Origin of the sequence: Spirillospora sp. NPDC048823, assembly GCF_043198445.1 — a bacterium.
In the GTDB taxonomy this organism is placed as follows: Bacteria; Actinomycetota; Actinomycetes; order Streptosporangiales; family Streptosporangiaceae; genus Spirillospora.
In genome coordinates this window covers 37,128-62,200 of record NZ_JBICUT010000026.1, presented here as the reverse complement: position 1 = coordinate 62,200, position 25,073 = coordinate 37,128, and the positions used below count along the sequence as shown (strand labels likewise).

At 70.9% G+C, this 25,073-nt stretch carries 27 protein-coding genes; 13 read left to right on the top strand and 14 right to left on the bottom strand.

Features of this window, described 5'->3' with window-relative positions; all coding sequences use genetic code 11:
* The 3 genes from ACGFK0_RS36570 to ACGFK0_RS36560 form a co-directional block, all read left to right on the top strand.
* Window positions 1-99, top strand: a 99-nt coding sequence (locus tag ACGFK0_RS36570) for an acyl-CoA dehydrogenase family protein (protein WP_392912127.1), incomplete at its 5' end; no start/stop codon positions are given.
* 116 nt (window positions 100-215) lie between these two features.
* Complete coding sequence (locus ACGFK0_RS36565; protein ID WP_392913133.1) at window positions 216-1,016, top strand: SAM-dependent methyltransferase; 801 nt, start codon at window positions 216-218, stop codon at window positions 1,014-1,016.
* An 80-nt stretch (window positions 1,017-1,096) separates the two neighbouring features.
* Window positions 1,097-1,882, top strand: a complete 786-nt coding sequence (locus tag ACGFK0_RS36560; protein ID WP_392913131.1) for an ArsR/SmtB family transcription factor — start codon at window positions 1,097-1,099, stop codon at window positions 1,880-1,882.
* Window positions 1,883-1,951: 69 nt separating this feature from the next.
* Here the strand turns inward: ACGFK0_RS36560 and ACGFK0_RS36555 are convergent, their stop codons facing one another.
* From ACGFK0_RS36555 to ACGFK0_RS36540, 4 genes are all read right to left on the bottom strand, one after another.
* Window positions 1,952-2,242, bottom strand: a complete 291-nt coding sequence (locus ACGFK0_RS36555; RefSeq protein ID WP_392913129.1) for a hypothetical protein — start codon at window positions 2,240-2,242, stop codon at window positions 1,952-1,954.
* Window positions 2,243-2,716: 474 nt separating this feature from the next.
* The gene (locus ACGFK0_RS36550; protein WP_358466548.1) at window positions 2,717-2,905 is read right to left on the bottom strand and encodes a DUF5999 family protein; all 189 of its coding nucleotides are present in this window, start codon (window positions 2,903-2,905) and stop codon (window positions 2,717-2,719) included.
* Between the two features lie 159 nt (window positions 2,906-3,064).
* Window positions 3,065-3,562, bottom strand: a complete 498-nt coding sequence (locus ACGFK0_RS36545; protein WP_392913128.1) for a hypothetical protein — start codon at window positions 3,560-3,562, stop codon at window positions 3,065-3,067.
* Between the two features lie 259 nt (window positions 3,563-3,821).
* Window positions 3,822-4,637, bottom strand: a complete 816-nt coding sequence (locus tag ACGFK0_RS36540; protein WP_392913127.1) for an SAM-dependent methyltransferase — start codon at window positions 4,635-4,637, stop codon at window positions 3,822-3,824.
* A 205-nt stretch (window positions 4,638-4,842) separates the two neighbouring features.
* Between ACGFK0_RS36540 and ACGFK0_RS36535 the strand changes: the two genes are divergently transcribed.
* The 4 genes from ACGFK0_RS36535 to fdhA all read left to right on the top strand — a co-directional run bounded on the left by ACGFK0_RS36535 (window position 4,843) and on the right by fdhA (window position 8,717).
* Window positions 4,843-5,610 (top strand): DedA family protein, encoded by a 768-nt coding sequence (locus ACGFK0_RS36535; RefSeq protein ID WP_392913125.1) that lies wholly within the window; start codon window positions 4,843-4,845, stop codon window positions 5,608-5,610.
* A complete protein-coding gene (locus tag ACGFK0_RS36530; RefSeq protein WP_392913124.1) occupies window positions 5,594-6,766 on the top strand; it encodes a sensor histidine kinase in 1,173 nt (390 codons plus the stop codon). The genes ACGFK0_RS36535 and ACGFK0_RS36530 overlap by 17 nt, the downstream gene beginning before the upstream one ends.
* The gene (locus ACGFK0_RS36525) at window positions 6,757-7,413 is read left to right on the top strand and encodes a response regulator (protein ID WP_392913123.1); all 657 of its coding nucleotides are present in this window, start codon (window positions 6,757-6,759) and stop codon (window positions 7,411-7,413) included. The genes ACGFK0_RS36530 and ACGFK0_RS36525 overlap by 10 nt, the downstream gene beginning before the upstream one ends.
* A gap of 89 nt (window positions 7,414-7,502) precedes the next feature.
* Window positions 7,503-8,717 carry a formaldehyde dehydrogenase, glutathione-independent gene (gene fdhA / locus ACGFK0_RS36520; protein WP_392913122.1) on the top strand — a complete coding sequence of 405 codons (1,215 nt, stop codon included), beginning with the start codon at window positions 7,503-7,505 and terminating at the stop codon, window positions 8,715-8,717.
* Between the two features lie 50 nt (window positions 8,718-8,767).
* Here the strand turns inward: fdhA and ACGFK0_RS36515 are convergent, their stop codons facing one another.
* The 5 genes from ACGFK0_RS36515 to ACGFK0_RS36495 form a co-directional block, all read right to left on the bottom strand.
* Entirely contained in the window at window positions 8,768-10,576 is a 1,809-nt protein-coding gene (locus ACGFK0_RS36515; RefSeq protein ID WP_392913121.1) for a GMC family oxidoreductase N-terminal domain-containing protein, read from the bottom strand.
* Window positions 10,573-11,943, bottom strand: a complete 1,371-nt coding sequence (locus ACGFK0_RS36510) for a hypothetical protein (RefSeq protein WP_392913119.1) — start codon at window positions 11,941-11,943, stop codon at window positions 10,573-10,575. Before ACGFK0_RS36510 ends, ACGFK0_RS36515 begins: the two co-directional genes overlap by 4 nt.
* Window positions 11,940-12,644: a FadR/GntR family transcriptional regulator gene (locus ACGFK0_RS36505; protein WP_392913118.1), complete on the bottom strand. Its 705-nt coding sequence runs from the start codon at window positions 12,642-12,644 to the stop codon at window positions 11,940-11,942. Before ACGFK0_RS36505 ends, ACGFK0_RS36510 begins: the two co-directional genes overlap by 4 nt.
* Before the next feature lie 116 nt (window positions 12,645-12,760).
* The gene (locus ACGFK0_RS36500) at window positions 12,761-13,873 is read right to left on the bottom strand and encodes an FAD-binding protein (RefSeq protein ID WP_392913117.1); all 1,113 of its coding nucleotides are present in this window, start codon (window positions 13,871-13,873) and stop codon (window positions 12,761-12,763) included.
* Between the two features lie 9 nt (window positions 13,874-13,882).
* The gene (locus ACGFK0_RS36495) at window positions 13,883-14,344 is read right to left on the bottom strand and encodes a MarR family winged helix-turn-helix transcriptional regulator (RefSeq protein WP_392913116.1); all 462 of its coding nucleotides are present in this window, start codon (window positions 14,342-14,344) and stop codon (window positions 13,883-13,885) included.
* A 126-nt stretch (window positions 14,345-14,470) separates the two neighbouring features.
* Between ACGFK0_RS36495 and ACGFK0_RS36490 the strand changes: the two genes are divergently transcribed.
* Window positions 14,471-14,926 (top strand): DoxX family protein, encoded by a 456-nt coding sequence (locus tag ACGFK0_RS36490; RefSeq protein WP_392913115.1) that lies wholly within the window; start codon window positions 14,471-14,473, stop codon window positions 14,924-14,926.
* A 257-nt stretch (window positions 14,927-15,183) separates the two neighbouring features.
* Window positions 15,184-16,617: a trehalose-6-phosphate synthase gene (locus tag ACGFK0_RS36485; RefSeq protein ID WP_392913114.1), complete on the top strand. Its 1,434-nt coding sequence runs from the start codon at window positions 15,184-15,186 to the stop codon at window positions 16,615-16,617.
* On the opposite strand, the gene ACGFK0_RS36480 is transcribed toward ACGFK0_RS36485, so the two are convergent.
* Entirely contained in the window at window positions 16,550-17,233 is a 684-nt protein-coding gene (locus tag ACGFK0_RS36480; protein WP_392913113.1) for an ATP-binding protein, read from the bottom strand. The genes ACGFK0_RS36485 and ACGFK0_RS36480 overlap by 68 nt on opposite strands.
* Window positions 17,234-17,427: 194 nt before the next feature.
* On the opposite strand from ACGFK0_RS36480, the gene ACGFK0_RS36475 reads away from it, so the two are divergent.
* Together ACGFK0_RS36475 and ACGFK0_RS36470 are read left to right on the top strand one after the other, a co-directional pair.
* Window positions 17,428-17,658, top strand: a complete 231-nt coding sequence (locus tag ACGFK0_RS36475; protein ID WP_392913112.1) for a DUF397 domain-containing protein — start codon at window positions 17,428-17,430, stop codon at window positions 17,656-17,658.
* Window positions 17,659-17,731: 73 nt separating this feature from the next.
* Window positions 17,732-19,267, top strand: a complete 1,536-nt coding sequence (locus ACGFK0_RS36470; RefSeq protein WP_392913111.1) for an acyl-CoA synthetase — start codon at window positions 17,732-17,734, stop codon at window positions 19,265-19,267.
* A 100-nt stretch (window positions 19,268-19,367) separates the two neighbouring features.
* On the opposite strand, the gene ACGFK0_RS36465 is transcribed toward ACGFK0_RS36470, so the two are convergent.
* Window positions 19,368-20,903 carry a DHA2 family efflux MFS transporter permease subunit gene (locus ACGFK0_RS36465; RefSeq protein WP_392913110.1) on the bottom strand — a complete coding sequence of 512 codons (1,536 nt, stop codon included), beginning with the start codon at window positions 20,901-20,903 and terminating at the stop codon, window positions 19,368-19,370.
* A 370-nt stretch (window positions 20,904-21,273) separates the two neighbouring features.
* Here ACGFK0_RS36465 and ACGFK0_RS36460 point away from each other — a divergent pair, with 370 nt between their 5' ends.
* Complete coding sequence (locus ACGFK0_RS36460; protein ID WP_392913109.1) at window positions 21,274-22,299, top strand: methyltransferase; 1,026 nt, start codon at window positions 21,274-21,276, stop codon at window positions 22,297-22,299.
* On the opposite strand, the gene ACGFK0_RS36455 is transcribed toward ACGFK0_RS36460, so the two are convergent.
* Window positions 22,296-22,931 (bottom strand): hypothetical protein, encoded by a 636-nt coding sequence (locus tag ACGFK0_RS36455; protein ID WP_392913108.1) that lies wholly within the window; start codon window positions 22,929-22,931, stop codon window positions 22,296-22,298. The genes ACGFK0_RS36460 and ACGFK0_RS36455 overlap by 4 nt on opposite strands.
* A gap of 460 nt (window positions 22,932-23,391) precedes the next feature.
* On the opposite strand from ACGFK0_RS36455, the gene ACGFK0_RS36450 reads away from it, so the two are divergent.
* On the top strand, window positions 23,392-24,264 hold the full coding sequence (locus ACGFK0_RS36450) for a helix-turn-helix domain-containing protein (protein WP_392913107.1): 873 nt from the start codon (window positions 23,392-23,394) through the stop codon (window positions 24,262-24,264).
* Window positions 24,265-24,291: 27 nt separating this feature from the next.
* Here the strand turns inward: ACGFK0_RS36450 and ACGFK0_RS36445 are convergent, their stop codons facing one another.
* On the bottom strand, window positions 24,292-24,492 hold the full coding sequence (locus ACGFK0_RS36445; protein WP_392913106.1) for a DUF397 domain-containing protein: 201 nt from the start codon (window positions 24,490-24,492) through the stop codon (window positions 24,292-24,294).
* Window positions 24,493-24,841: 349 nt separating this feature from the next.
* Entirely contained in the window at window positions 24,842-24,976 is a 135-nt protein-coding gene (locus ACGFK0_RS36440) for a hypothetical protein (RefSeq protein ID WP_392913105.1), read from the bottom strand.
* Window positions 24,977-25,073: the final 97 nt, after the last annotated feature.

Here is a 25,073-nt window from a genome sequence, read left to right as displayed (position 1 = left end):
CCGGTGGAGCGGATGATGCGCGACGCCAAGATCACCCAGATCTACGAGGGCACCAACCAGGTCCAGCGCATGGTCATGGCCCGCCAGCTCCTCAAATAACGGCAGCCGCACCTCGGACAGCGCGCGCCCTCGGGGGCCTCGCCGACGGTGAGGGCTCCCGCGACGACGACTGACCATCCCCGGGATGGGCAGGAACCGGCGTGAGGGAGGTGCGTATGGACGAGGACAGGCCCCGCCCCGAGATCGACACGAGCGTCCCCCATGTGGCGCGCATCTGGAACTACTGGCTGGGCGGCAAGGACAACTATCCGGTGGACCGGGAGGTCGGCGACCAGATCCTCGGGATGCTGCCCGACGTGGCGCGGCTGGCGCGTGCCAGCCGGCTGTTCCTCAACCGCGTCGTCTGGCATCTGGCCGCCGAGGCGGGCGTCCGCCAGTTCATCGACATCGGAACGGGCCTGCCCACGGTGGACAACACGCACGAGGTCGCCCAGCGGGTGGCGCCCGAGTCGAGGATCGTCTACGTCGACAACGACCCGCTCGTCCTGGAGCATGCGAAAATGCTCCTCACCAGCACCCCCGAGGGCATGACGACCTATGTCCACGCCGACCTGCGCGACCCCGGCCGGATTCTGGAGTCCGCCGCCGAGATTCTGGACTTCGGCAGGCCGATCGCGGTGACGATGATGGGCATCCTGGAGTTCATCACCGATGACGATGAGGCGTACGCGATCGTGAGGCGGCTGCTGGACGCGCTGCCCTCGGGCAGCTACCTCGCCATGTACGACGGGACGAACGTCGTTCACGGCGCGGCGTCCGACCGGATAGTCGAGGTCTGGAACGCCACGGGCAACGCGCGGCTCGTCCTGCGGACGCCCGAGCAGATCGAGCGGTTCTTCGACGGCCTGGAAATCCTGGAACCCGGTGTGGTCCCCGTGACGCACTGGCGTCCGGAAGCCGGCGGAGACGAGCCGGGCGTGGTGGACGCGTTCGGCGCCGTGGGCCGGAAGCCTTAGCCTCCCGCGACGTCCTTGACATGCAGCCATCCGGTTGCCTATTTTACAGGCAACCGGATGGCTGCATATCGGGACGGTGTATGAACGAGGTCTTCAGGGCGCTGGCCGACACGAGCCGGCGCCGCCTGCTGGACAGCCTGAACGCGCACAACGGGCAGACCCTCCGGGAGTTGTGCGCCGAGCTGGACATGACCCGGCAGTCGGTCAGCAAGCACCTCGCGGTACTGGAGGCCGCGGATCTGGTGACGACCGCGCGCCGGGGACGCGAGAAGCTCCACTACCTCAACGCCGCCCCGATCAACGCCATCGCCGACCGCTGGATGAGCCGGTACGACCGGCAGCGGGCCCGTGCGCTCGCCGACCTGCAGACCGCATTGGAGCAGACCCCGATGGCCATGAACGACTTCGTCTACACGACCTACATCAAGACCACGCCGGAACGCCTCTGGCAGGCGCTGACCGACCCGGGCTTCACCCGCCGGTACTGGGGCGTGGCCTTCGAGACGGACTGGAAGCCCGGATCCACGATCACCTGGCATGAGGAGGGCACGACGACGGCCGATCCTGAGCAGGTCGTCCTCGAAGCCGAGCCCGGCCGCCGCCTCTCCTACACCTGGCACACGTTCACGCCGGAGTGGGCCGCGTCCGTCGGCGTGGACGAGGAGACCCGCGCCATGCTCCTCGCCGAGCCCCGCTCCACAGTGACCTTCGAGATCGAGCCGGCGGGTGAGACGGTCAAACTGACCGTCGTCCACGAGGCGGGCGACGTCCTGCTCGGCATGTCCCGGCACGGCTGGCCGTCCATCATGTCCGGCGTCAAGACCCTTTTGGAGACCGGCGAGCCGCTCCCCGCCCCTGCCGGCTGACCTCCGTCCCGCAACCCATGGCGTCCGTCCGGCAACCGCCGGCGTCGCCGGACGCGCGGACGTGAGCGGTCAGAGGAGCATGTCGCTGCCGCCGGATTCCTCTTCGCCGTCCGTGGTGTGTTCCAGTTCGGCGTACTCGTCCTCGGGCCAGAGGGTGTCGGCGAGGAAGGCGAGGTACTCCTCGTCGCCGGGTTCGAGTTCGGCGGTCATCGACTCCGGGTGGACGACGGGGGAGGCGTCCTGCGGGGGCGGCTCGGGGGGCGGGTCACGGTCGGGTCTCGCCGGCATGGGACGGAGCAGGTTCGGCAGGCAGAGGCCGAACAGGGCGACCAGTGACACGAGGACCAGCACCGCGATCACACCACACCGTCCTTTCGCGGTCGAGTTCCACATGATTCTTGCGTAAGTAGCAAAACAGTTGAACGTTATCGGGACGACCGATCGGATGGGAGGCCGACATGCTGACCGCCGGCGACAACGGCCCCTCTCCCAGGCTGACGTGATCCTTGCGCCGGGGTGCCACGACACGCGGGTGCGGTGCATGCCGGCCGGGCTTCGGCATGAGGGACGGGCGCCGCCGGTGGTCGTCTCGGAACGGCGCTGGAAGATCACCTCGTCTGGGACGAGGCGGAGGAGGGGGTGTCCGCCGCTGGAGGAAAGGGGCTCGCGGTGGGGGAGCGGGGTCCTCGCCGCCGGGTCGCGTGAGGCCCGGGGCGCCGGCCACGGCGCGGCGGTGGCGGCGCGGAGCGAGCGGCCCGGGTGGCGTACGGGGAGCTTGCGCGGCCGGGGTCCGGCCGGCACGTGATCAGGTGACCACGGTTCGGGTGACGGGGTTCAGGCGGCCGTCGTGGGACGGTGCGGATCGATCACCCTGCCGTCGGGCAGCAGCTCGCCCGTGTCCTCGAAGACGACGATGCCGTTGCAGAGGAGGCTCCACCCCTGCTCGGGGTGGCTGGCGACGGTGCGCGCGGCCTCGCGGTCCACGTCGTCCGGCGTCGGACAGTGCGGCTCGTGCGTGCAGATCAAGTCGTGTTGAGCGGTCACGGGTTTCCTCCACGGTGTCCCTGTGTTTAAGGACATAGATGCAGCCTGCCGCCGTTCGTCCGAAATATGCAAGTGGATGGGGAATTCTTTACTCTTTAGTACGTGTGAAGCCGGACAAGTCCGGGCAAGTCGTTACATTCAGTGCAAGAGACCGCCGTCCGGCTCGTCGCCGTGGTCCACGTCCAGGCCGACGACGCAGGCGCAGCCCTCGCAGACCCACTCGCCGATGACCGCCTCGGAGTTGGTGCCGTGGGTGCGGTACGGGCGATCGACCCTCCTGCGCCGCATGCCGTGCCCGCAGGACGAGTGCAGGAGCCGGCCGCAGGTGGGACACGGCCAGACGTCCTCCCGGCGCAGGTTGCACTGGGGACACAGCGGGGAGACGTAGTGCCCGCCCGGGTCGGTGAGCTCCGGTTCACCCGCCCACTCGTACTCGAGTTCGAGGTACTCGTCGCCCGGCCAATGATGGTCGGCCAGCCAGGCGAGGTACTCCTCGTCCCCCGGCCCCAGGACGGCCGTCAGGGACTCGGGGTGCCTCTGTTCAGGGGATTGTCGGTGCCTGCCGTGCCGCGCGGTGGCCAGGAGCGTCAGCAGGCCGAGGAGCGCGGCCGCGGCCAGGCCTGTCGCCATGGGCATCGCGGCGTCCTCACATGATCTTGTGGCGGGAAATCCGATCATGAATTCACTTCACAAAACGCTGCGAACGCTACAAGAAACGCCCAACAACGGAAAAGTCGATCAAAAAGATTCTTTACCCGGATCAGGTGGACCCTCATGTCCGAAACCGGGTCGGACATCGTCCAGAACCGGTGCTGCCTGCGGAATCGGAGCTTCCGAGCTTCCTGGACCGGCGCGCCCCGCCGGTGCGGGTTTCACTCTGCGCTGAATCGGCCGATCAGTCCTTGCGGCCCAGTACGGCCACCATCTGGGTGTGCAGGGGATGCTCCAGCGGACCCGCCGGGCCGTCCGGCCGCCACTCGGTCACGTGCGCCACACCGGGTTCGAGGACGGTGAACCCGTCCATGAAGCGCTCGATCTCCGAGGAGTGGCGGAAGTAGGAGCCGCCCAGCCCCGACTGGAGGATCTGCTTGGCCTCCTCGACACGGGGATCGTTCCCGGCGTCGTGCAGGTGCGTGAGCATGACGTGGCTGCCGGGCGGCAGGAACGGCAGCAGCGCCCGGACGACGCCCGCGGGGTCCCGTTCGTCCGGCACGTGGTGGATGATCGCGGCCAGCACGACCCCCACCGGGCGCGACAGGTCGAGCAGCCGGGTCAGCGCCGGATCGGTGAAGATCTTCTCCGGCTCGTACAGGTCGCCCTCGATGAACGTCGCGACGCCGGTCTCGGTGAGCAGTGCCCGCCCGTGCGCCAGCACGATCGGGTCGTTGTCGACGTAGACGACCCGCGCTTCCGGGTTCGCGGCCCGCGCGAACTGGTGCACGTTGGACGACGTGGGCAGCCCGGACCCGATGTCGACGAACTGGTCGATGCCGAGTTCCGCGGCCATGTACGTCACGGCCCGCTCGATGGCGACGCGGTTGCCCTTCGCCACCACGGGAGCTTCGGGCACGAGCTGCATCACCATGTCGGCCACCTCGCGGTCGGCGGCGAAGTTGTCCTTGCCGCCGAGGAAGTAGTCGTAGACGCGCGCGAAGGTGGGGATGGAGGGGTCGATGCCGGGAGGCGCGCTCTCGGGGAGGTCGTCGGCCACGCGTGCGGCTCCTTCTTGGCGTCGAGCGAAGCTCCTTGCGGGGATCTCCAAGGTTAGGCCCGTTCGCCCTGGCGGACAGTACATTCCCCCCAATCTCGCCCGGCCCGGGTGTGGTTTTCCGCAGGGTCGGAGTGTGGGATCCGGCCGTACGGGCAGGTGGTGTCCTCCATGGTGACGAGGCCGGCCGATTCCTAGCGTTGCGGACATGATCGAAATGACTTACCGGGCGGCGTCCGGCGAAGGGCCCACCGGCGGTGTCGCCGGATGGGCGACCGACCTGATGGACGAGCTCGGCGCTCCCGGCGCGGGGCTGGCGATCGCGCTGGAGAACCTGTTCCCCCCGCTGCCGAGCGAGGTGATCCTGCCGCTGGCCGGGTTCACGGCCGCGCAGGGACGGATGAGCCTGACGGCCGCGCTCGTGTGGACGACGATCGGGAGCGTCGCCGGGGCGCTGGTCCTCTACGGGATCGGGGCGCTGATCGGACGGGACCGGATCCGCGCGCTCGTGGCGCGGCTGCCGCTGGTCAAGCTCGACGATCTGGACCGGACGGAGGCGTGGTTCGCGCGGCACGGCGGCAAGGCGGTGTTCTTCGGCCGGATGATCCCGATCTTCCGCAGCCTGATCTCCATCCCTGCGGGGGTGGAGCGCATGCGGCCGGCGGTGTTCCTGGTCTACACGACGCTCGGCAGCCTGCTCTGGAACACGGCGTTCGTCCTGGCCGGGTACGGGCTCGGCGACAACTGGCGGACGGTCGGGGAGTACGCGGGCATGTACTCCAAGGCGGTGCTGGCGCTCGTCGCGCTGGCCGCCGCGGCGTTCGCCGCCGCGCGTATCGTGAAGGCGCGCAGGGGCACGAAGGCGCGGCAGGGCGGCCGGGAGCGGCAGGCGGGCGCACACCGGCCGGGGACGCACAGGTCCGGGGCGCATCCGCAGACGGGGACAAGAGAATTCGAACGTGATCGCATCTACTGACGCCCGCGTCCCGCGCGCCCTCGCGCGGGCCGCGGCGGGGCTCCTGCTGGGCGCGTTCACCGCCGGTGCGGAGCTGGCCCTGCTGGCGGTGGCGGCGCTCCTGATGGCCTACTCGCTCGCCTTCTCCCGCGGGCAGCGGACGGTCCCGGCGGTCGTCGCCGCCGCCGCGCAGGCCGTGACCGAGCTGGAGCGGTGGAGGCTCAGGAGGTTCCTGGGCGAGGACGGGCCCGCCGAGTACGGTCCGCTGAAGGCGCTGGCCTACCTCGTCCTGCGCGTCCCGGTCGGGCTGCTCGGCGGTGTGATCCTGCTCCTGATCGTCTACGGTGCGGCGGCCGGGGTGCGGCTGGCCCTCGGCTGGTGGGTCACGGGCGAGTACATGGACGGCATCCCGCCGAGCCGGTGGATCGTCCTCTACACCGCCGTCGCCGGCCTGGTGCTGCTGTTCCTGGCCGTGCAGGGCCTGGTCGGGGTCGTGGTGCTGGAGAGGGGCGTGGCGCGGCGCTGCCTGGGCCCGAGCCCGCTGGAGGAGTACGAGCGCCGGATCGCGCAGCTGTCGGTCACCCGGGCGCAGGTGGTGGACGCGGTGGACGACGAACGCCGCCGCATAGAACGCGATCTGCACGACGGCGTCCAGCAGCGGCTCGTGGCGCTCGGGATGCTGATCGGCCGGGCCCGCCGGGCCGGCGCGGAGGGCAGGGCGGCCGAGCTGCTGAAGCAGGCGCACGAGGAGTCGCAGCGGGCCCTCGCGGACCTCCGGGAGGTCACCTGGCGGGTGTACCCGGCCGCGCTGGACGGCGAGGGGCTGCGGGCGGCCCTGGAGACGGTCGCGGAACGGTCCGCGCTGCCGGTGACGATCCGCTACGACGTGCCCGGGCGGCCTCCGCACGCGGTGGAGACCGCGGCCTACTTCGTCGTCTGCGAGGCCGTCACCAACGCGGCGAAGCACTCCGGTGCCGGGCGCGTGCTGGTGGGCGTCGCCGCGTCCGCGACAATGATCCGCGTGCGCATCGAGGACGACGGGGCCGGGGGAGCCGATCCGGGCGGCGGCGGGCTGGCCGGGCTGGCCCGCAGGGTCGCCGCGCTGGACGGGACGTTCGCCGTCCACAGCCCGTCCGGCGGCCCGACCGTGATCACCGCGGAGCTGCCGTGCGGGTGATGCTGGCGGAGGACTCGACGCTGCTCCGCGAGGGCCTGGTCCGGTTGCTGGCCGAGGAGGGCCACGAGGTCGCCGCCGCCGTCGGCGACGGCGACGCGCTGATCGAGGCGGTCGCCGGCGGCCCGCCGGACGTCGTGGTCGTGGACGTGCGGATGCCGCCGACCCACACCGACGAGGGGCTGCGCGCCGCGCTGGAGATCCGGCGGCGGTGGCCGGACGTCGGCGTCCTCGTCCTGTCCCAGTACGTGGAGCGGCGCTACGCCACCGAGCTGATCAGCGCGGACACGACCGGGGTCGGCTACCTGCTGAAGGACCGGGTGGCGCAGGTGGACGAGTTCCTCGACGCCCTCGACCGGGTCGGTTCGGGAGGCGCCGCGTTCGACCCCGAGGTGGTGCGCCGGCTGCTGGCCGCGCACGGTACGCGGACCGACCCGCTGTCCCGGCTCACCCCCCGCGAGCGTGACGTCCTGGACAACATGGCTCAGGGGCATACCAACGCCGCGATCGGCGCGAACCTGTTCATCTCACAGAGCGCCGTGGAGAAGCACGTCAACGCGATCTTCGACAAGCTCGACCTGTCGCACACGGCCGGGTACAGCCGCCGGGTCCTCGCCGTCCTGCGGTACCTGGGGTCGGCGACCCGCTGAGCCCGACAGCCGCCGCCGTGAAATCGGACTAACGGGCACGGACGGGGTATGGGAGTCACAAGCCGACTCTCAACGTGGAGGGAGGGGTCGTGGCGGACACCAACCGAGGCGTCGTATACCAGGCACCGGGCAAGGTCACGGTCGAGGAACTGGACTTCCCCAGGCTCGAACTGGCCGAGCAGAACGGCCGCAAGCTGGAGCACGGCGTCATCCTGAAGGTACTCGCGACCAATATCTGCGGTTCCGACCAGCACATGGTGCGCGGCCGGACCACCGCACCCGCCGGGCTGACGCTCGGCCACGAGATCACAGGCGAGGTGATCGAAACCGGCAGGGACGTCGAGTTCGTCAAGACGGGCGACCTGGTCAGCGTCCCGTTCAACATCGCCTGCGGCCGCTGCCGCAACTGCAAGGAGCGCCACACCGGCGTGTGCGAGAACGTCAACCGGGACCGTCCGGGCGCGGCGTACGGGTACGTCGACATGGGCGGCTGGCACGGCGGCCAGGCCCGGTACGCCGTCGTCCCGTACGCCGACTTCAACCTGCTGAAGTTCCCCGGCGACCGGGACACCGTGATGGCGAAGCTGCCCGACCTCGCGATGCTGTCGGACATCTTCCCGACCGGCTACCACGGCGCCTACACCGCGGGCGTCACCACCGGCTCCACCGTGTACGTGGCGGGCGCGGGCCCGGTCGGCCTCGCGTGCGCCACCGCCGGCCTGCTGCTCGGCGCCGCCGTCGTGATCGTCGGCGACATGAACCCGCGGCGGCTGCAGCAGGCCCGCGGCTTCGGGTGCGAGACGATCGACCTGTCCCGGCACGGCGACGTGCCCGAGCAGATCGAGCAGATCCTCGGCACCCCGGAGGTGGACGCGGCCGTCGACTGCGTCGGGTTCGAGGCGCGCGGCCACGGCCCCGAGGGATCCGCGGGGGAGCAGCCCGCGACCGTCCTCAACACGCTGATGGACATCACCCGCGCCGCCGGCGGGCTCGGCATCCCCGGCCTGTACGTCACGGGCGACCCGGGCGCGGCGGACGAGAACGCCAAGGCGGGCCGGCTGGGCTTGGACTTCGGCACCGGCTGGGCCAAGTCGCACTACTTCGTCACAGGCCAGTGCCCGGTGATGAAGTACAACCGGCAGCTGATGATGGCCATCCTGCACGGCCGGGTGGAGATCGCGCGGAACGTCAACGCGTCGGTCCTCCCGCTCGACCAGGCGCCCGAGGGCTACGCCGAGTTCGACCGCGGCGCGGCGGAGAAGTACATCCTCGACCCGCACGGCCTGGTGGGAGCCGGGGTCTGATCCCCGGCGCGGCGAGCCCGCGGACGGGCGTGCCCGCGGGCCCGCCGCCTTTACCGGATCCCCTCGGCGATGCCGAGGGCCATCGCCATGATGGTGAGCTGCGGGTTCACCTCGGGGCAGCTCGGCAGGACGGACGCGTCCGCGACATGCACGCCGCGTACCCCGCGGAGCCGCCCGGACGGGGCGACCGGCGCCCTGTCCTCGTCCGCGCCGAGTTTCGCCGTGCCGGTGGGATGGAACGCGGCGAGGTGCAGGTCCGCGGCGGACGCCATGGCGACGGCCCGGGTCAGCTCCGCCTCGTCCCGGGCGACGGGGCGGCGGGCCAGGCCGGTGAGCACCTCCTCGGCGCCGGCGGCGAACAGCACCCGGCCCATGGCGACGAGCGCGCGGCGCAGGCGGGCCGCGTCCTCGCGGGCCAGGTCGTAGCGGAGCACCGCCCGGTGCCGGGAGCCGTGCACGCGGCCGGACGGGGCGTCCGCGATCATCGCCCCGAGGACGGCGAGCCGGTCGGCGCCCGCCAGTTCGCGCCGCAGGTTCCGGCCGAGGCCGGGCAGCGGGAACGAGCTCATGCCGGGCGGGGTGGCGGTCGCCTCGATGAGGATGCCGTCGGCGTGCAGTTCCTCGATGCCGACGCTCTGCATGACGCCGGACCACGACACGACCGGTTCGGCGAAACGGCCGGCGATGTTCGTCGCAGGGTGGACGGCCATGCCGCGCCCCAGCTCCGGATGCCCGCCGAGGCCGGAGCGCCGCAGGAGCAGGGGCGTCTGGGTGGCGCCCGCGGCGACGACGACCCGCGGTGTGAGGATCTCGAAGAACGTGCCGTCGGGGCGGCGCGCGCGCACACCGGTCGCCTTGCCGCGTTCGACCAGAATCCGTTCGGCTCTGGCCTCGGCGACGATGCGGGCACCCGCTTCGCACGCCTGCGGCAGCGCGTTCAGGTGCACGCCGTACTTGGCGTTGTGCGGGCATCCGACGGCGCACTGCGCGCTGCCCACGCAGCCCGGCGCGTTGCGGCGCAGCGGCGCGGCGCGCCAGCCGAGCCGTTCCGCGCCGGCGAGCGCGAGCAGCCCGTTGCGGCCGAGCGGTCCCATCGGCTGCGGTGCGACCCGCAGCGTGGCCTCCACCTCGTCGAGACGCGCGCCGAACCCGTCCACGGGGGCACCGGCGTCCGCCCACCGCCGCAGGACGTGCCCCGGCGTCCGGTAGCAGGTGCCGCTGTTCACCACGGTCGAGCCGCCGACCGCCCTGCCCTCGGGCAGCAGCACGGGCGGCCGGCCGAGCGCGACGGTGGCGCCGCCGTCCCGGTACAGGCCGAGGAAGCGTTCGAGCGGCGGGCGCTCCCGGAACTCGCGGGAGGTGAACCGCCGCCCCTCCTCCAGGACGATCACCGACATGCCGCGCCGGGCGAGGGTCCTGGCCGCCATCGCGCCGCCCGCGCCCGACCCGATCACGACGGCGTCGGCGGTCGTGCAGCCGGGCCACTGCGCCGAGGGCGCGCAGTCCAGCGCGGGATCGGGGCGGGCCAGGCCGTGCGGGGGCGGCGGCGCGGGCAGCAACTCGGTCCCGGCGGCCAGCAGCAGCGGGATCTTCATCAACTCGGCGATCCTGGCCGTGGACGGCCGTGCGGCCACCCGTGCGCAGAACGCGTCGCGGCCGTCGGCGTCCAGGCCGTCGAGGGCGTGCCCGGTGGTGAGACGCGCCAGCACGTCCAGCGTCCCCGCGCCGGTGCGCAGGCCGAGCCGCGCGGACGCGGGCAGCGACCCCGCGATGGTCTCGGCGCCGGCGGTGACGCGGGCGAGGTCCCCGGCGTCCTCGATGCCGAGCAGCGCCGCGACCGTCCCCGTCAGGGCGCTCATCGCAGCCCCACCTCGGCGTGCCCGGTTCCGTCCAGCCGCCATTCCCGTTCGGTCTCCCAGCCGCGCCCGGCCCGCCGGGCCAGGACGATGCGGACGTCGGCGCGCTCGGAGTTGTGGCACACGGCCGGGGCGCCGTCCGGGTCGGCGTAGTCCACGGCGACGGTCTCCTCCGGGCGCTGCGTCACCTCGACCCGGATGCCCCGGTCACCGAGGCGGCCGTGCACCGTCCAGGTCGGCAGGCCGATGTCGGCCCGCAGCCGGAGGGCCGCCAGGAGCGGATCCCCGGACGGCAGGTCGGCGCCGTCCACCCGCAGCCGGACGAACGGCAGCGGAGGCAGCCGGTTCATGCCGGGCCGGGTCGAGACCGCCGCGACGATCTCGCACACGTCGCCGCCGCCGAGATCGGCGTGCAGCCACGCCCAGCGGCGCGCGTTGCCGTGCCCGTAGATGCGGGCGGAACCGCCGGAGGCGCCGTCCAGTGCGAGGACCCGGTCACCGAACCGGACCTCTCCGTCATACGTCGCGACCGGCTTCGGGACGATCTGCGCCGCGGGCAGCAACTCCGATTCCCACGCCCAGCGCGGGAACGTGTGAATCGGCCGTCCGCCGCCCGTCTCACGCAGATCCCACGTGATGTTCCCCGCGGTGCCGGTGAGCCTGTCATCGGTCTGCGCGACCGGACCGGCCGCGAACGCGGCGTCCTCAGGACGGCTCCACCCGAAGGGGCCGAAGCGTGCGAACACCGGGGTCTCGCCCGGCGGGAAGACGGCGGCCCAGCCGTGCGTGCGCGCCCCGCCCCCTTCCGGTGCGACCAGTTCATGGTGGATCCAGACGCCCGTGCCGGTCGCCGGGTCGGTCAGCGTCGTGTACCAGACTTCGAGCCGGCCCGGTCGGCCCCGCCACCGCGACCGCATCGGATCCGGCCCCGGGAACCGGGCGCCCGCGACGAAGCGGACCAGGTCGCGGCGCAGGTCGAAGCGCAGCACGCCTTCGCCGGCCACGGTCCCGTCCTCGTCGGTCACCGTGACCGGGAGGGTCGTCATCGAGCGGACGGGCCGGCGCGGATCGACCGACTTCCAGCCGTCCAGCCGCAGCCGCCGCCCGTCGAGGGCGGTGAAGTCCATGGTGTAGCGGATGCGGCGGGCGGTGAGCGGCGCGACCCGGAGCCGTCCCGTCGCCGCCCGGTCGTCCGCCCAGCCGGGCACGTGCACCCGCCCGGCCAGATCGCCCTCGGTGTCGCGCCACGGCCGCAGCACCTCCGGCAGGTCGACCGACAGCTCCAGCCGCAGCCGGCGTTCGCCGTCCTCCCCGGCGAGCCGGAACGCGCCCTCCATGACCTCGTCGAACACCGTGCGCCGCGCGCTCATCGCGTCCTCCCCGGCTCCGCGAGCATGATCGCCTCGGTCTCGGCGAAGTACGCGGCCGCCACCGCGTGCGCCCGTGCGGCGTCGCCGGCGCACACCGCGTCGATCAGCGGCGCCATGCGGTCCGCCGCCGCGGCGGGGTCGGCGAACGCGTGCGTGAACCCCTCCCGGACGGCCATGTAGGCGTTCAGCAGGGCGTTGACCATGAACCCGTACACGCGGTTGCCGGTCGCGCGGCCGATGACGCGGTGGATCTCGCACTCCACCAGCTGCGCCGCGTCGGCGCCGCCCGCGTCCCGCAGCTGGGCCGCCAGCTCCCGCAGCCGGTCGCGCTGCCCGGGTGTGGCGTTCGCCGCCGCCTTGGCCGCCACCTGCGCGCCCACCTCCCGCCGCGCCTCGAAGATCTCCCGCATCCAGGCCGGTCCGACCGTGCTGACCAGCATCGGCAGCAGTTCGGGGCCGCCGAGCCGCTCGTAGTCGCGGACCCGGGTCCCGACGCCGTGCCGCGTCTCCAGCAGCCCCGCCTGGGCGAGCCGGACGATCGCGTGCTTCAGCGACGTCCGGGTGACCTCGTAGCCGGCGGCCAGCTCCCGCTCGGGCGGCAGGTAGGTGCCGGGCGGATAGCGGCCGCCCAGCACGTCGTCGCGCAGCCGGTCGACGAGGGAGTCCACCACGGTGTCGCGGGGGATCGGCGAGGACGTCATCGGAACTCCTCTGTGGACTAGTGGATGAGCCACTGGACCACGTCCGGTCCGTCGACGTCAAGACCCTGTGGCAGGGGTGGGGAAGGGAACACGGCGACGCTCTGACCGGCGGCCGTTCAGGCAGGGATCGAGCCGGCGGCGTAGGGGGTGCCGCCCACGGCGCGGGCGCGGTCGAGAAGGGCGCGGTTGCCGGCGAGCATCTCCGGCACGGACGCGCAGCCCGGTGAGGCGGTCCGCAGCACGCTGAACAGGACGGGGTCTTCCGGGGCGGCCAGCACCGGGACGCGGCCGATCCGCAGGGCCTTGATCAGGATGACGCCGCTGAGCCCGAGGCCGTCCGCGGTCAGGGTCGCGAGCGTCGACTCGATCACGGCGGCGGCGCGGGACGCGGGCAGGAAGACCATCCCCCACGGATGCGGCCGCGCCCACTCGCCGAGCGCGATCAGTTCCTCCACGTCGGGACGCATGCGGTCGCAGAAGTCGAGATAGGGGAGTTCCTCGGTCTCCGCCGTCCCGGGCGGCGGCTCGCCGCCGTCCCCGTGCAGGACGGCCTTCACCTCGAAGACCCACCCGTCCTCCGACGGCTTGGCCTGGGCCGAGACATCGTCGGCCCGCACCTCGCGCTGGACGCGGAGCACGTCCTCGGCGTCGCGGCACGGAATGGTGCAGCACAGCACGCGCTCCGGAGCGGGGACGAGCCGCAGGACGGCCCCCGTGATGACGCCGTGCCGGCCGAGCCCGCCGCGGACGGCGTCGAAGAGATCGGGCCGGACGGCGGGGGAGCAGGTCACGGGCTCCCCGCCGGCGACGACGTCCAGGGCCAGGACGTTGTCCGCCTGCGTCCCGTGGACGTGCGACGTCCCGCCGACGCCGCCCGCCGAGATCGTCCCGCCGACCGTCACGTCGAGGTAGTCGGTGAGCACGGGCGGGGTCAGGCCGTGCGGCAGCGTCGCGGCGAGGACGTCCCGCCAGCTCGTCCCCGCGGCGGCGGACGCCTGCCGCGCCCCCACCTCGACGCCGGTGAGCCCGCGCAGATCGAGGGACACACCGGCGGTCAGCGACTGGCCGTACGTCGAATGCCCGAGGCCGCGCGGCACCGCGTCCAAGCCCTGCGCGGCGGCCTCGCGGACGGCGTCCGCGACCGCGCCCGCCGACCCTGGGCGGACCACGCGGACGGGCGAGCGTTCCACGATCCCGCCGAAGTCGCGCATGCCACCAGCTTCCCGCATGCCCGCCGGCTACCGCCCGCGCAGCCGGCCGGCCACGCGGCTGAGCGCGTCGCCGAGCAGGTCGATCTCCTCCGGGGTCAGCACCTCGATCAGTGCCCGCCGGACGACGCGGCGGTGCCCCGGCCGGACCCTGGCGAGCGCGGCGGCGCCCTCGTCGGTCAGTTCCGCCCACACCGACCGGCGGTCCGACTCGCAGGCGGTCCGCTTGACGAAGCCGGCCCGTTCGAGCTGGGTGACCTGGTAGGTGAGCCGGCTCTTGGACACCATCACCTCGCGCGCCAGGTCCGACATGCGCAGCCGGTTGCCCTCCGCGCCGCGCAGCTTGACCAGCACCTCGAACTCGGGGTGGGAGAGCCCGCCGTCCCGTTTGAGCTGCTGTTCGATCTCGTGGTCGATCAGGTGGCCGGCGGCCAGGAAGGCCATCCAGGCGCGCAGTTCCCGTGGTTCCAGGGCGTCGCCCACGTCGCTCATGGCGGTGATTCTAGTTGGCGTGAAAGATGGCTTGAATTTTCTAGATGGTCTGAATTTGAATCATTTCTGCCGGCGTCCGCGTTCCGCCGGTTCGAAATCGAACGCTCAACCGGAGGAGTCGAGGCAATGCTCCCACCCCGCCGCCACCCCGCCCTGCCCGACGCCGGGCTGCTGATCGGCCGGCTCGCCGTGGGCGTGATCTTCATCGCGCACGGCTGGCAGAAGCTCACCGGCACCGGGCACGCCGGGGTCGCCAGGTCCTTCGGGGAACTGGGCATTCCGCTGCCGGGCCTGGCCGCCCACTTCACCACCTGGGTCGAACTGCTCGGGGGCGCCGCGCTCATCGCCGGCGTCCTCGTCCCGATCGCGGGTGTGCTGATCGCGCTGAACATGGCGGGCGCGTTCTGGTACGTCCATATGGACAACGGCCTGTTCTCCCGCGACGGCGGCTACGAGTACGTGCTCGTCCTCGGCGCCACCACCCTGCTCTTCGCCCTCGTGGGCGCCGGTCGCTTCTCGCTGGACGCCGTCCTCCGGAGCCGCCGCGAGGAGGCCCCCGAGCGGGGCTCCGCACCCGCCTGACCCCGCCACGCGGACGGCGAGATGTGATCTGGGCAACATTTCCCGGCCCGGCCCCGCCCCTCGTGACCGCCGGGTAAACATCGGTTACCTGCCCGGAAAGGAATATGGCCCGCTCCAATCCCCGTGAGATGCCGCCCCGCACCCCTGACATCGCCCTTTGCGGGTCACCCGCCTTAACGTCGAAGTGACAAGATGTTCCCGATGACCGTTTCTGGGCATGAGTGATCGCTGAGGGTTCCTGGAGAGGCGGGTCGCAGGTGTCGCGCGGTAGTGAGTTCGTTGTGGTGGCCAATCGGCTTCCGGTCGACCGGACCGTCGGAGCGGACGGGGTTCCGCGCTGGCGACGCAGTCCGGGCGGCCTGGTCAGCGCCATCGCCCCGGTGATGCGGCGCAGGAAGGGCACCTGGATCGGCTGGACCGGCGCGCCCGACGAGGAACTGGAGCCGTTCGAGGAGGACGGCATGTCGCTCCACCCCATCGCGCAGTCCGCGCAGGAGGTGGAGCTCTACTACGAGGGCTTCTCGAACGCCACGCTCTGGCCCCTCTACCACGACGTCATCGCCCCGCCCGTCTACGACCGCGCGATGTGGGACGCCTACGTCCGCGTGAACAGGCGGTTCGCGCAGGCCGCGGCGAAGGTCGCGGCCGAGGGCGCGATCGTCTGGGTGCAGGACTACCAGCTCCAGCTCGTTCCGCGGATGCTGCGCGAGCTGCGCCCCGACCTGCGCATCGGCTTCTTCCTGCACATCCCGTTCCCGCCGCTGGAGCTGTTCTGGCAGCTGCCGTGGCGGCGGCAGATCCTGGAGGGGCTGCTCGGCGCCGACCTGGTCGGCTTCCAGCTCCCCGGCGCGGCGGCCAACTTCGTGCGGCTCTGCCGGCGGCTCCTGGACGCCCGGTACGTCAAGCAGGACGTCTTCTGGGACGACCGGACCGTGCGGGCCCGCGCGTTCCCGATCTCGGTGGACGTGGGCGAGCTGAACGATCTGGTCGGGCGTCCGGAGGTCCAGGAGCGGGCACAGGAGATCCGGACCGACCTCGGGGACGCGACCGTCCTGCTGGGCGTGGACCGGCTCGACTACACCAAGGGCATCACGCAGCGGCTGCAGGCGTTCGGGGAGCTGTTCGAGGACGGGCACCTCAAGCCGGGGCAGGCCGTGTTCGTGCAGATCGCCACGCCGAGCCGCGAGCGGGTCGAGCAGTACCAGCTGCTCCGGGAGGAGATCGAGCAGCAGGTCGGGCGGATCAACGGGGAATACGGCGAGATCGGATTTCCGGTCGTCCACTATTTGCACAGTTCGTACGACCGCCCCGAGCTGACCGCGCTGTACCTGGCGGCGGACGTGATGGTGGTGACCCCCCTGCGGGACGGCATGAACCTGGTCGCCAAGGAGTACGTGGCGTGCCGCAAGGACCTGCGCGGGGCGCTCGTGCTCAGCGAGTTCACCGGTGCCGCGGCAGAGCTCAAGCGGGGCGCGTTCCAGGTCAACCCCTACGACATCGACGGCCTGAAGGGCACGCTGCTGTCCGCGCTGGCCGCCGAGCCCGCCGAGCAGGCGCGGCGGATGCGCTCGATGCGCCGCCGCGTGATCGAGAACGACGTGGACCGCTGGGCCCACGCGTTCCTCAGCGAGCTGGAGCGTCCGGAGCGCCAGGTCCAGGTTCGGCCGGTTCCCGCGGCGACGGAGGGCTGACCCGCCGGTCGAAGGCCGCCCAGACGGCCTTGCCGCCGGTGGCGAGCCGCGCCCAGCCCCACGCGTCGCTGACCGCGCCGACGACGAGGAGGCCGCGGCCGCCCTCGATGAAGCGGTCCGGGTCGCTCGGGAGGGCCTCGGGAGGCCGTCCGCCCGGGTCGGTCACCGAGACGACCAGGCGCCTGGGGTGCCCGATGAGGACGAGCTGGATCGGGCACAGGGGCAGCGGCTGGGGGAGTCCCTCCATGCCGTGCCGGAGCGCGTTCGTGGCCAGTTCCGACACCGTGATCACGACGTCCTCGACGCCCCCGGTCAGACCCCAGCCGCCGAGCGTGGCCTCGGTGAACTCACGCGCCGACCGGGGCGTGGTGATCTCCGCCGGGAACACGCGCCGCGCCATGCGCGGGGTGCCGGCGTGCGGCGCGGGCCAGAGCCCGGCCAGGCCCGGTGCGACCACCGGGACGGTCGCGGGCCCGTTCGCGGGGCCGTGCGGGACGTCGGGGCCGTCAGGCGCCGGAGGCGCGTCCGGCCAGGGATGAAGGGCCGCGGCGTGCCGCGGCCTGCCGCCTCCCATGGCGGCGGGAGCTGCGACTTCGTCTGCCTGGTCAACGGTCATGGTCAAACCTCAGAGGCGTGCGGGGTCGGTCACCGGCGAGCGTTCGCTATCTTGCTCCCCAAGTCGTGCAGATGCAAGACCGTCTGCATGAACGAATGCAAGAACGAATGCACGTGCATCTCGTACCATTGTGTGGGGTGGGGCGAGATCGCGGCCTTCCTTCGGGGAGGCTGAGACGCCTAGAGGGGGCAACGATGGACGGCCAACCGATGTCGGACGTCTGGCGCAACGGGCTCGTCTGGCAGAAGAGCCGGCGCAGCAATCCGTCCGGGAACTGCGTCGAGATGGCGGAACTCCCCAGCGGGGAGATCGCCGTGCGCAACTCCCGGGACCCCGAGGGGGCGGTGCTCGTCTACACGCGCGAGGAGGTGGAGGCCTTCGTGGGAGGAGCCAAGGACGGCGACTTCGACCACATGCTCGTCTGACCACGGCTGATGACCATGGCGGATGAAACCGAACGGGATTCCATTCCGTCGTCCGGCCCGGTAGCGTGCGGCCATGCACCTGGGGCAGATCGCCGCACAGACGCCCGACAAGCCCGCCGTCGTCATGGCGGGCTCCGGGCGTGTCGTCACTTATCGGGAACTGAACGAGGAGTCCAACCGGCTCGCGCAGCTGCTCCACGCGGAGGGGCTGCGTCCGGGGGACCACATCGCCTTCATGCTGGAGAACCATCCGCTGTACCTGGCCATCGCCTGGGCGGCCCAGCGTTCGGGGCTCTACTACACCGCCATCAGCACGCGGCTCCAGCATGAGGAGCTCGCCTACATCGTGGAGAACTGCGAGGCCAAGGCCTTCATCACCAGCGAGTCGATGGAGACCGCCACGCAGAACCCGCCGGACGTGCCGCTGCGCCTCATGCTCGGCGGCACGGCACCGGGCTACGACTCGTACGAGGAGCGCGTCGCCCAGCACCCGCCCACGCCGATCGAGGACGAGTGCGAGGGCGTGGACATGCTCTACTCGTCCGGTACGACGGGCCGCCCCAAGGGGGTGAAACCGGCCCTGTCCAAGGCGGCGATGGGTGAGCCCGGGCCGCTTTACCAGCTGCTGTCGCTGCTCTTCCAGCCCGACGCCGGCTCGGTCTACCTGTCCCCGGCGCCGCTCTACCACGCCGCGCCGCTGCGCTACTGCATCACCATGCACCGCTTCGGCGCGACCGTCGTGGTGATGGACAGGTTCGACCCGGAGCAGGCCCTCGCCGCGATCGAGAAGTACGGCGTCACGCACAGCCAGTGGGTGCCGACCATGTTCATCCGGATGCTCAAGCTCCCGGACGAGACACGCGCCCGCTACGACGTGTCCAGCCTGCGCGCCGCCGTGCACGCCGCCGCGCCCTGTCCCATCCCGATCAAGGAGCGGATGATCGAGTGGTGGGGCCCGATCCTGCACGAGTACTACGCCGGCACCGAGGGCAACTGCTTCGTCTACACCAACTCGGAGGACTGGCTCGCCCACAAGGGCACCGTCGGACGCTGCGTCCTGGGCGAGGTCCACGTCTGCGACGAAGAGGGCAACGAACTGCCGCCCGGTGAGCCCGGAACGCTCTACTTCGGCAACGGCCCCCAGTTCGAATACCACGACGACGAGGCGAAGACCGCCGCGTCCCGGGACCCGAAGGGCCGCGGCTGGAGCACTCTCGGCGACGTCGGCTACGTGGACGGGGACGGCTTCCTCTACCTCACCGACCGCCGCGCCTACATGATCATCAGCGGCGGGGTGAACATCTACCCGCAGGAGGCCGAGAACGTCCTCGCCGTGCACCCCAGGGTCGCCGACGTCGCCGTCTTCGGCGTCCCGGACGCGGAGATGGGCGAGGCGGTGAAGGCCGTCGTCCAGCCCCTGTCCATGGACGAGGCCGGGCCCGAGCTGGAGGCCGAGCTCGTCGCGTACTGCCGCGACCAGCTCGCCCACTACAAATGCCCGCGCTCGATCGACTTCCGGCCCGAGCTTCCCCGGCACCCCACCGGCAAGCTCTACAAGCGGCTGCTGAAGGACGAGTACTGGGCGGACGAGCGTTCCGCGACGGCCTGAGACGGCCCTGAACGGCCGAAACCCCGGCCGGGTCCTCGGGATCCCGGCCGGGATCGGACGTGCGCCAGCGGCGCGCTCAGTGCACCGGCACCGGCGTGCCTCAGTGCATCGGCATCGGCGCGTCGACGGCGGCGGTCTCCGGCTTCTTGCGCGGCAGCAGCAGCGCCGGGATGAACGCCAGGGCGATCAGCGCGGCGCCGTACCAGTAGGTGTGCTGGAACGCGTCCGCCATCGGACCGGCGATCTTCTCCATCACCGCGGGCGGCACCTCCTCGGTGCCGCCGATCTCGCCGCCGGCCCCGCCGCCGAGCTCGGCCGTCAGCTGGCGGGCCAGCAGGACCGCCATCATCGCGGTGCCGATGGACGCCGACACCTGCTGGATGATGTTCAGCATCGTGCTGGCGCGCGGCACCTCGTCGTGCGCGAGGGTCTGGATGGCGGCGGCCATGACCGGCATCATCGTCATGCCCATGCCGAGGCCCATCGTGAACAGCACCGCGCCGAGCGCCCAGTAGGACGTGTCGGCCTCCAGGATCGCGGCGAAGCCCACCACCGACAGCACGACGACGACCAGGCCGCTCAGCACGACCCGCCCGGGCCCGATCCGGTCGACGAGCTTCCCGCCGATCGGCATGGTGATCATCGCGCCGAGGCCCTGCGGCGCCAGCAGCAGGCCGGAGGCCATCGCGCCCTCGCCGCGCACCGTCTGGTAGTACAGCGGCAGCAGCAGCATCGCGCCCATGAACGCGGTCACGAACAGCACCATCGTGCCGGACGCCGCCGCCACGGACCGGCGCTTCAGCAGCCGCAGGTCGATCAGCGGGCTCTCGGCGGACAGGGCCCGGAACACGAACCCGACCACCAGCACCGCGCCGGCGACCGTGAAGGCGAGCGGCTCGGTCTCCAGGAAGTCCCGGCCCTCGGCGCCCTTGGCCACACCGTAGATCAGCGAGGCCAGGCCGGGGGACAGCAGGAGAAGCCCGATGAGGTCGAGCCGTTCGGCCGGCTTCGGCTCGTCCGGCTTGAGGATCCGGCCGGCCAGCACCAGCGCGACGATGCCGATCGGCAGGTTGATGAAGAAGATCCACCGCCACGAGACGTCGTCGACGAGCCAGCCGCCGAGGATCGGGCCCATGATGGGGCCGAGCAGCATCGGGACGCCGATGATGCTCATCACCTGGCCGACCCGCTGCGGGCCCGCCGCCTGAGTCATGATCGTCATGCCGGCCGGCATGATCATGCCGCCGCCCAGGCCCTGCAGGACCCGGAAGAAGATCAGGGATTCGGCCGACCACGCCAGCCCGGCGAGCGTCGAACCGAGCACGAACAGCACCAGCGAGATCATGTACAGCCGCTTGGTGCCGAACCTCGCGGAGGCCCATCCGGTGATCGGGATCACCGTGGCCAGCGCCAGGGTGTAACCCGTCGCCACCCACTGGATCGTCGCCAGCGAGGTGTTGAACTCCTTGGCGAGGTCGTTGATGGCGACGTTGACGACGGTCACGTCGAGAATCGACATGATCGCGCCGAGGACGACGACCCCGGCCACGGCGAGCACGCCGCGGTCGAGCCCGTCGCCGGCGCCCGATTCCTCCCGTGGGCCGTCCGCCATCTTGGGGGATGCGGGAGCGGTCAACTCTTGTCCAATCGTCAGGGCCGCATGCGGGCACGCAGGGACCGTCGGGCACGTTCTTCGGGATGTCGCAGCAAAATACTGCAGCGACTGACACTTCCGCGAACGGTTAACCTTCGCGGGCTCCGGGAGTATTCCAGCGGAGTACGACGAATTCGCGCTGCTCCACGACGTCCAGCCTCCGACCTCGACCGCGCTCGAGGTCAACCCGGTGTGACCGACGCGACATCGGAACCCCTTCGCCTCCACACGACAGGCAGACCACCTGCACCACGTGAACTCATCGGTGCGCGCAGGGAAAAATTCCGCCGCGCTATAGCCACTCTTCGTACGTATATGAATACTTAGAGTGGTCGAGTCATTTGGAGGCGTGATGTCAACCGAGGTAACCGAGAACCCGCTCGCCGTGTCGATGATGGGCCTGCTCACCGGCGGCTGGGTCGCCCAGGCCGTCGGCGTGGCCGCCCGCCTGAAGATCGCCGACCAGCTGGTGTCCGGTCCCCGCTCCGCCGACGACATCGCCCGCGCCGTGGACGCGCACCCGCCCACTTTGCACCGCCTGCTCCGCGCCCTGTCCGACGTCGGCGTCGTCCAGGAACGCGAGGACGGCCTCTTCAGCGGGACGCCGCTCGGCGAACTCCTCCGCAGCGACGTGCCGTCCCTGCGCGGCTACGCCCTGCTGACCGGGTCCTCCTTCCACCGGGAGGCCTGGAGCGCCCTGGAGTACAGCGTCCGTACCGGCGAACCGACCTTCGCGCACGTCCACGGCCAGGAACTCTTCGACCATCTCCGCGACAACCCCGCCGACGGCGCCGTCATGAACGAGGCCATGATCGCCCTCTCCGGCGAGTTCATCGCCCCCGTCGTCGCCGCATGCGACTTCGAGCGCGGCCACACGATCGTGGACGTCGGCGGCGGCCACGGCGCCGTCCTCGCCGAAATCCTCACCGCCAACGCCGGCACGAAGGGCGTCCTGTACGACCTGCCGGGCGTCGTCGACGACGCCGAAGACGGCCCGCTCCGCCCGGCCCTCGACGACGGCCGCTGCCGGGTGATCGCCGGATCCTTCTTCGAGTCCGTCCCGTCCGGTTGCGACACCTACGTCCTCTGCCACATCGTCCACGACTGGGACGACGACCGCGCCGTCCGGATCCTCACCAACTGCCGCAAGGCCATGAGGCCCGACAGCCGCCTCCTCCTCGGCGAAGGCCTCCTCCACGAAGGCCCGAGCCCGTCTCGTATGAAGTGGCTCGACCTCGAAATGCTCGTGATGACCTGCGGCGGCCTGCAACGCACCCAGTCCCAGTACGAGGGCCTCTTCCAGCGCGCGGGCCTGCGCCCCACCGGCATCCCCGCCCAAGGCCCCACCTTCAGCGTCCTGGAAGCCCGTCCCGGCTAGGCGACGTGTTCCTGCAACGCAGCCGCGTCCGCCGTCCTGAGCTGCAGCACGGAAGGCACATGCACGTATCCCTGACGACGGCGCCCGCCGACGGAGATCCTCAGATCCGGCCGGTACGCGCTGGGACAGATCCCGTCGTATCCGTGCCTCACGATCCCCCAGTAGATGTCCTCCGACACCACGAGAACCAGCGGGGCCGGGCTCTCCCGCAGCCCCTGCTTCAGCTTCGGCGAGTCCAGAAGCCGGCACGCCAGATCGACGGCCTCCCCGAAGCACCCGTTCTCGTCACGGTGGACCTCCCCCGCATGCACGACGACCCGCACCCGCAGCCCGAGCCGGGGACGTTCGGCGGACGCCAGCCCCGCGTTGTATTCGACGAGCTGATGCGCGAGCTTCGGCACCAGCCTCGACAGCAACAGCGTCTTGGGCAGCTCGTCCACCGGATGCAACAGCACGAGCACCCCGTCGCCCCGGTCCTCGAACGGATCACACCAGCGCGCGTCTATCCCCGCGTGGCCCATCGCCACACCGAGCATGCGGTAGACCTGCGACCGCAGCTCCTGCCTGATCGGGTTCGTCCGCGCGGCCGCCGTCGATCCCTCGATGTCGATGACAAGGATGCTCCTGTGCACTGGCTGACAACTCACCGGTGCGACCCCAATCCCGCACGGCCCGTCCGCCGGTACGCCCGCATCCCGGATGACTCGGGGATGTTCGGCCGCGCGAATAACAGCTGGAATACGTCCGTACCGAGACGCGACCGCCTCAGCGGACCTGAACGCGCAGACCATTCGAGTGCGGGGAACCCGGACGGTGGTCCACGAACGGTCGATCTCCTAAGAGGCCGACCGGTCCCAGTCTGCATTCCACAGGGACGGTCTGCAAGATGCACGGCTACGTGCATCACGGCGGTGTATCCGTGAGGGAAGTGTGTCGGCTCCCTTGCGGAACAGGACGATTTCAGTGGGACAAATTCGTCCTGTGCGAGGGCTGGTGGCTCCCGTTTCATGGATATACGCTTGCCCTGCAACTTGCATCATCAGTGAACGTCCGGGCTCTGGGGAGCCGACAGCGAATCCGCTGGGAGGCAAGGTGGCGATAGCGCCGACCGTCCGCCGGCGCCGGCTCGGGGTCGAGCTGCGGCGTCTGAGGGAGCGACTCGGTTCGACGGTCGACGAGATCGCGGCGCGGCTCGACTGGTCGGCCTCCAAACTGAGCCGGATCGAGAACGCCCGCATCGGCGTCCGCGTCTCCGACGTACGCCTGCTTCTCGAGCTGTACGGGGTGGACGAGGCTCACATGGGCGAGATCCTGGCTCTCGCCCAAGCGGCGACGCAGCAGGGGTGGTGGGGAGGCTTCCGGGACGTTCTGCCCGGGAAGTTCGGCACCTTCGTCGCGTTGGAGGACGAGGCCAGTGCCGCGCTGACCTTCGCGACCTATTCCATCCCGGGGCTTCTCCAAAACGGGGAGTACGCGCAACGTGTGCTGGAAAGCGGCCGGGCGATCGCCGTCTCCAGCCCACGCCAGGTCGCGCGTCGGCTGGAATTGCGGTTGCGCCGTCAGGAACTGCTGCTCCGGGACGCCCCCCTCTCCCTCTCCGCCGTGATGGACGAATCAGTGCTACTGAGGGTGGTGGGCGATTCCGGTGTCATGCGGCGGCAGATGCTCAGCCTGTTAGAACTGGCCGCACTCCCACATGTGCAGATCCATGTACTTCCATTAGACGTGCCAAGGGAACCAATATTCTCGGAGTCCTTCACCCTCCTTGAATTCGCTTCGGCCTATGATGTGAACTTCCCGGACGTGGTCTATGTGGACAATCTGTCGACCATGGCAGAATTGCAGGACGACGGCATCACCCATATGTACCGCATGTGCTGGGACGCGCTGAAGTCGATCTCGCTGCCGACGGACGAGTCGATGCGCCGGGTATCCCGTATGGCCGATGAATGGGCGCGCCGCTAGCCGCTCCCGGTTGCGCTGACCTGGCGGTCAAGGATGGCCGACGGGCCGCCTCCCGGTCAGTGCCATGAAGTTCCGACGGGAAATCAGAATGACGTCGGCGGGATTCGCGGAATCCCGCACCACGAGCTCGCCTCCGGGGGTGCGAGCCACTTCCACGCAGTTCGACTCGTTCATGCACGGTGAGCTCCGACGCCATATGAGCGCCTCTTCACCTGTTGATGCGGGCATGCCGGATGTCCTTCGAGGCGATGGGGGTCTGCCGGATGAACTCATCCTGCCCGACCATGTTGGAGCCGTAGTCAGGTGGATGTCCAGCATTTCTGGCAAGTTACTGACTGTCCAAGAAAGCAAGTGTCGGGAAGATTGTTGCCTAATGTCCGTTTTGGTGTACGCGAGGTCACTGGATGTCAATGCCCTGGGCTTTCGGAACGTCCCGCTTGCCGGGCCTCCTGAGCGAGCCGCACGGGGAAGAAGGAAATTCTATGCGGTGATGTCGCATATGGCGAGAATCTCGGATCCACGTCCAGAGGATTCGCGGCCCGGCTCACGTCGGTCAGGCGACCTGTTCGAAGGTGGGCTATTCGGTGCGCGGGCCTGTGTCCGCGTCGGCGTCGTCGCCCTCACGGGACCGACCGGCCCGGAACCGGTGCCAGGTCTTGGGCGGGCCGCCGCGATGGACGGGCACGACCGGGCTGGAAAGCTCGCGGATCATCGGGCAAGGCTGATCCCATGTCCGCTCTCAGGAAGAGGGTTTTGCCGGGGGTTGGTCCGGTTGTGACGGTGAGGGGCGGCGAGTTGGGCATATCACC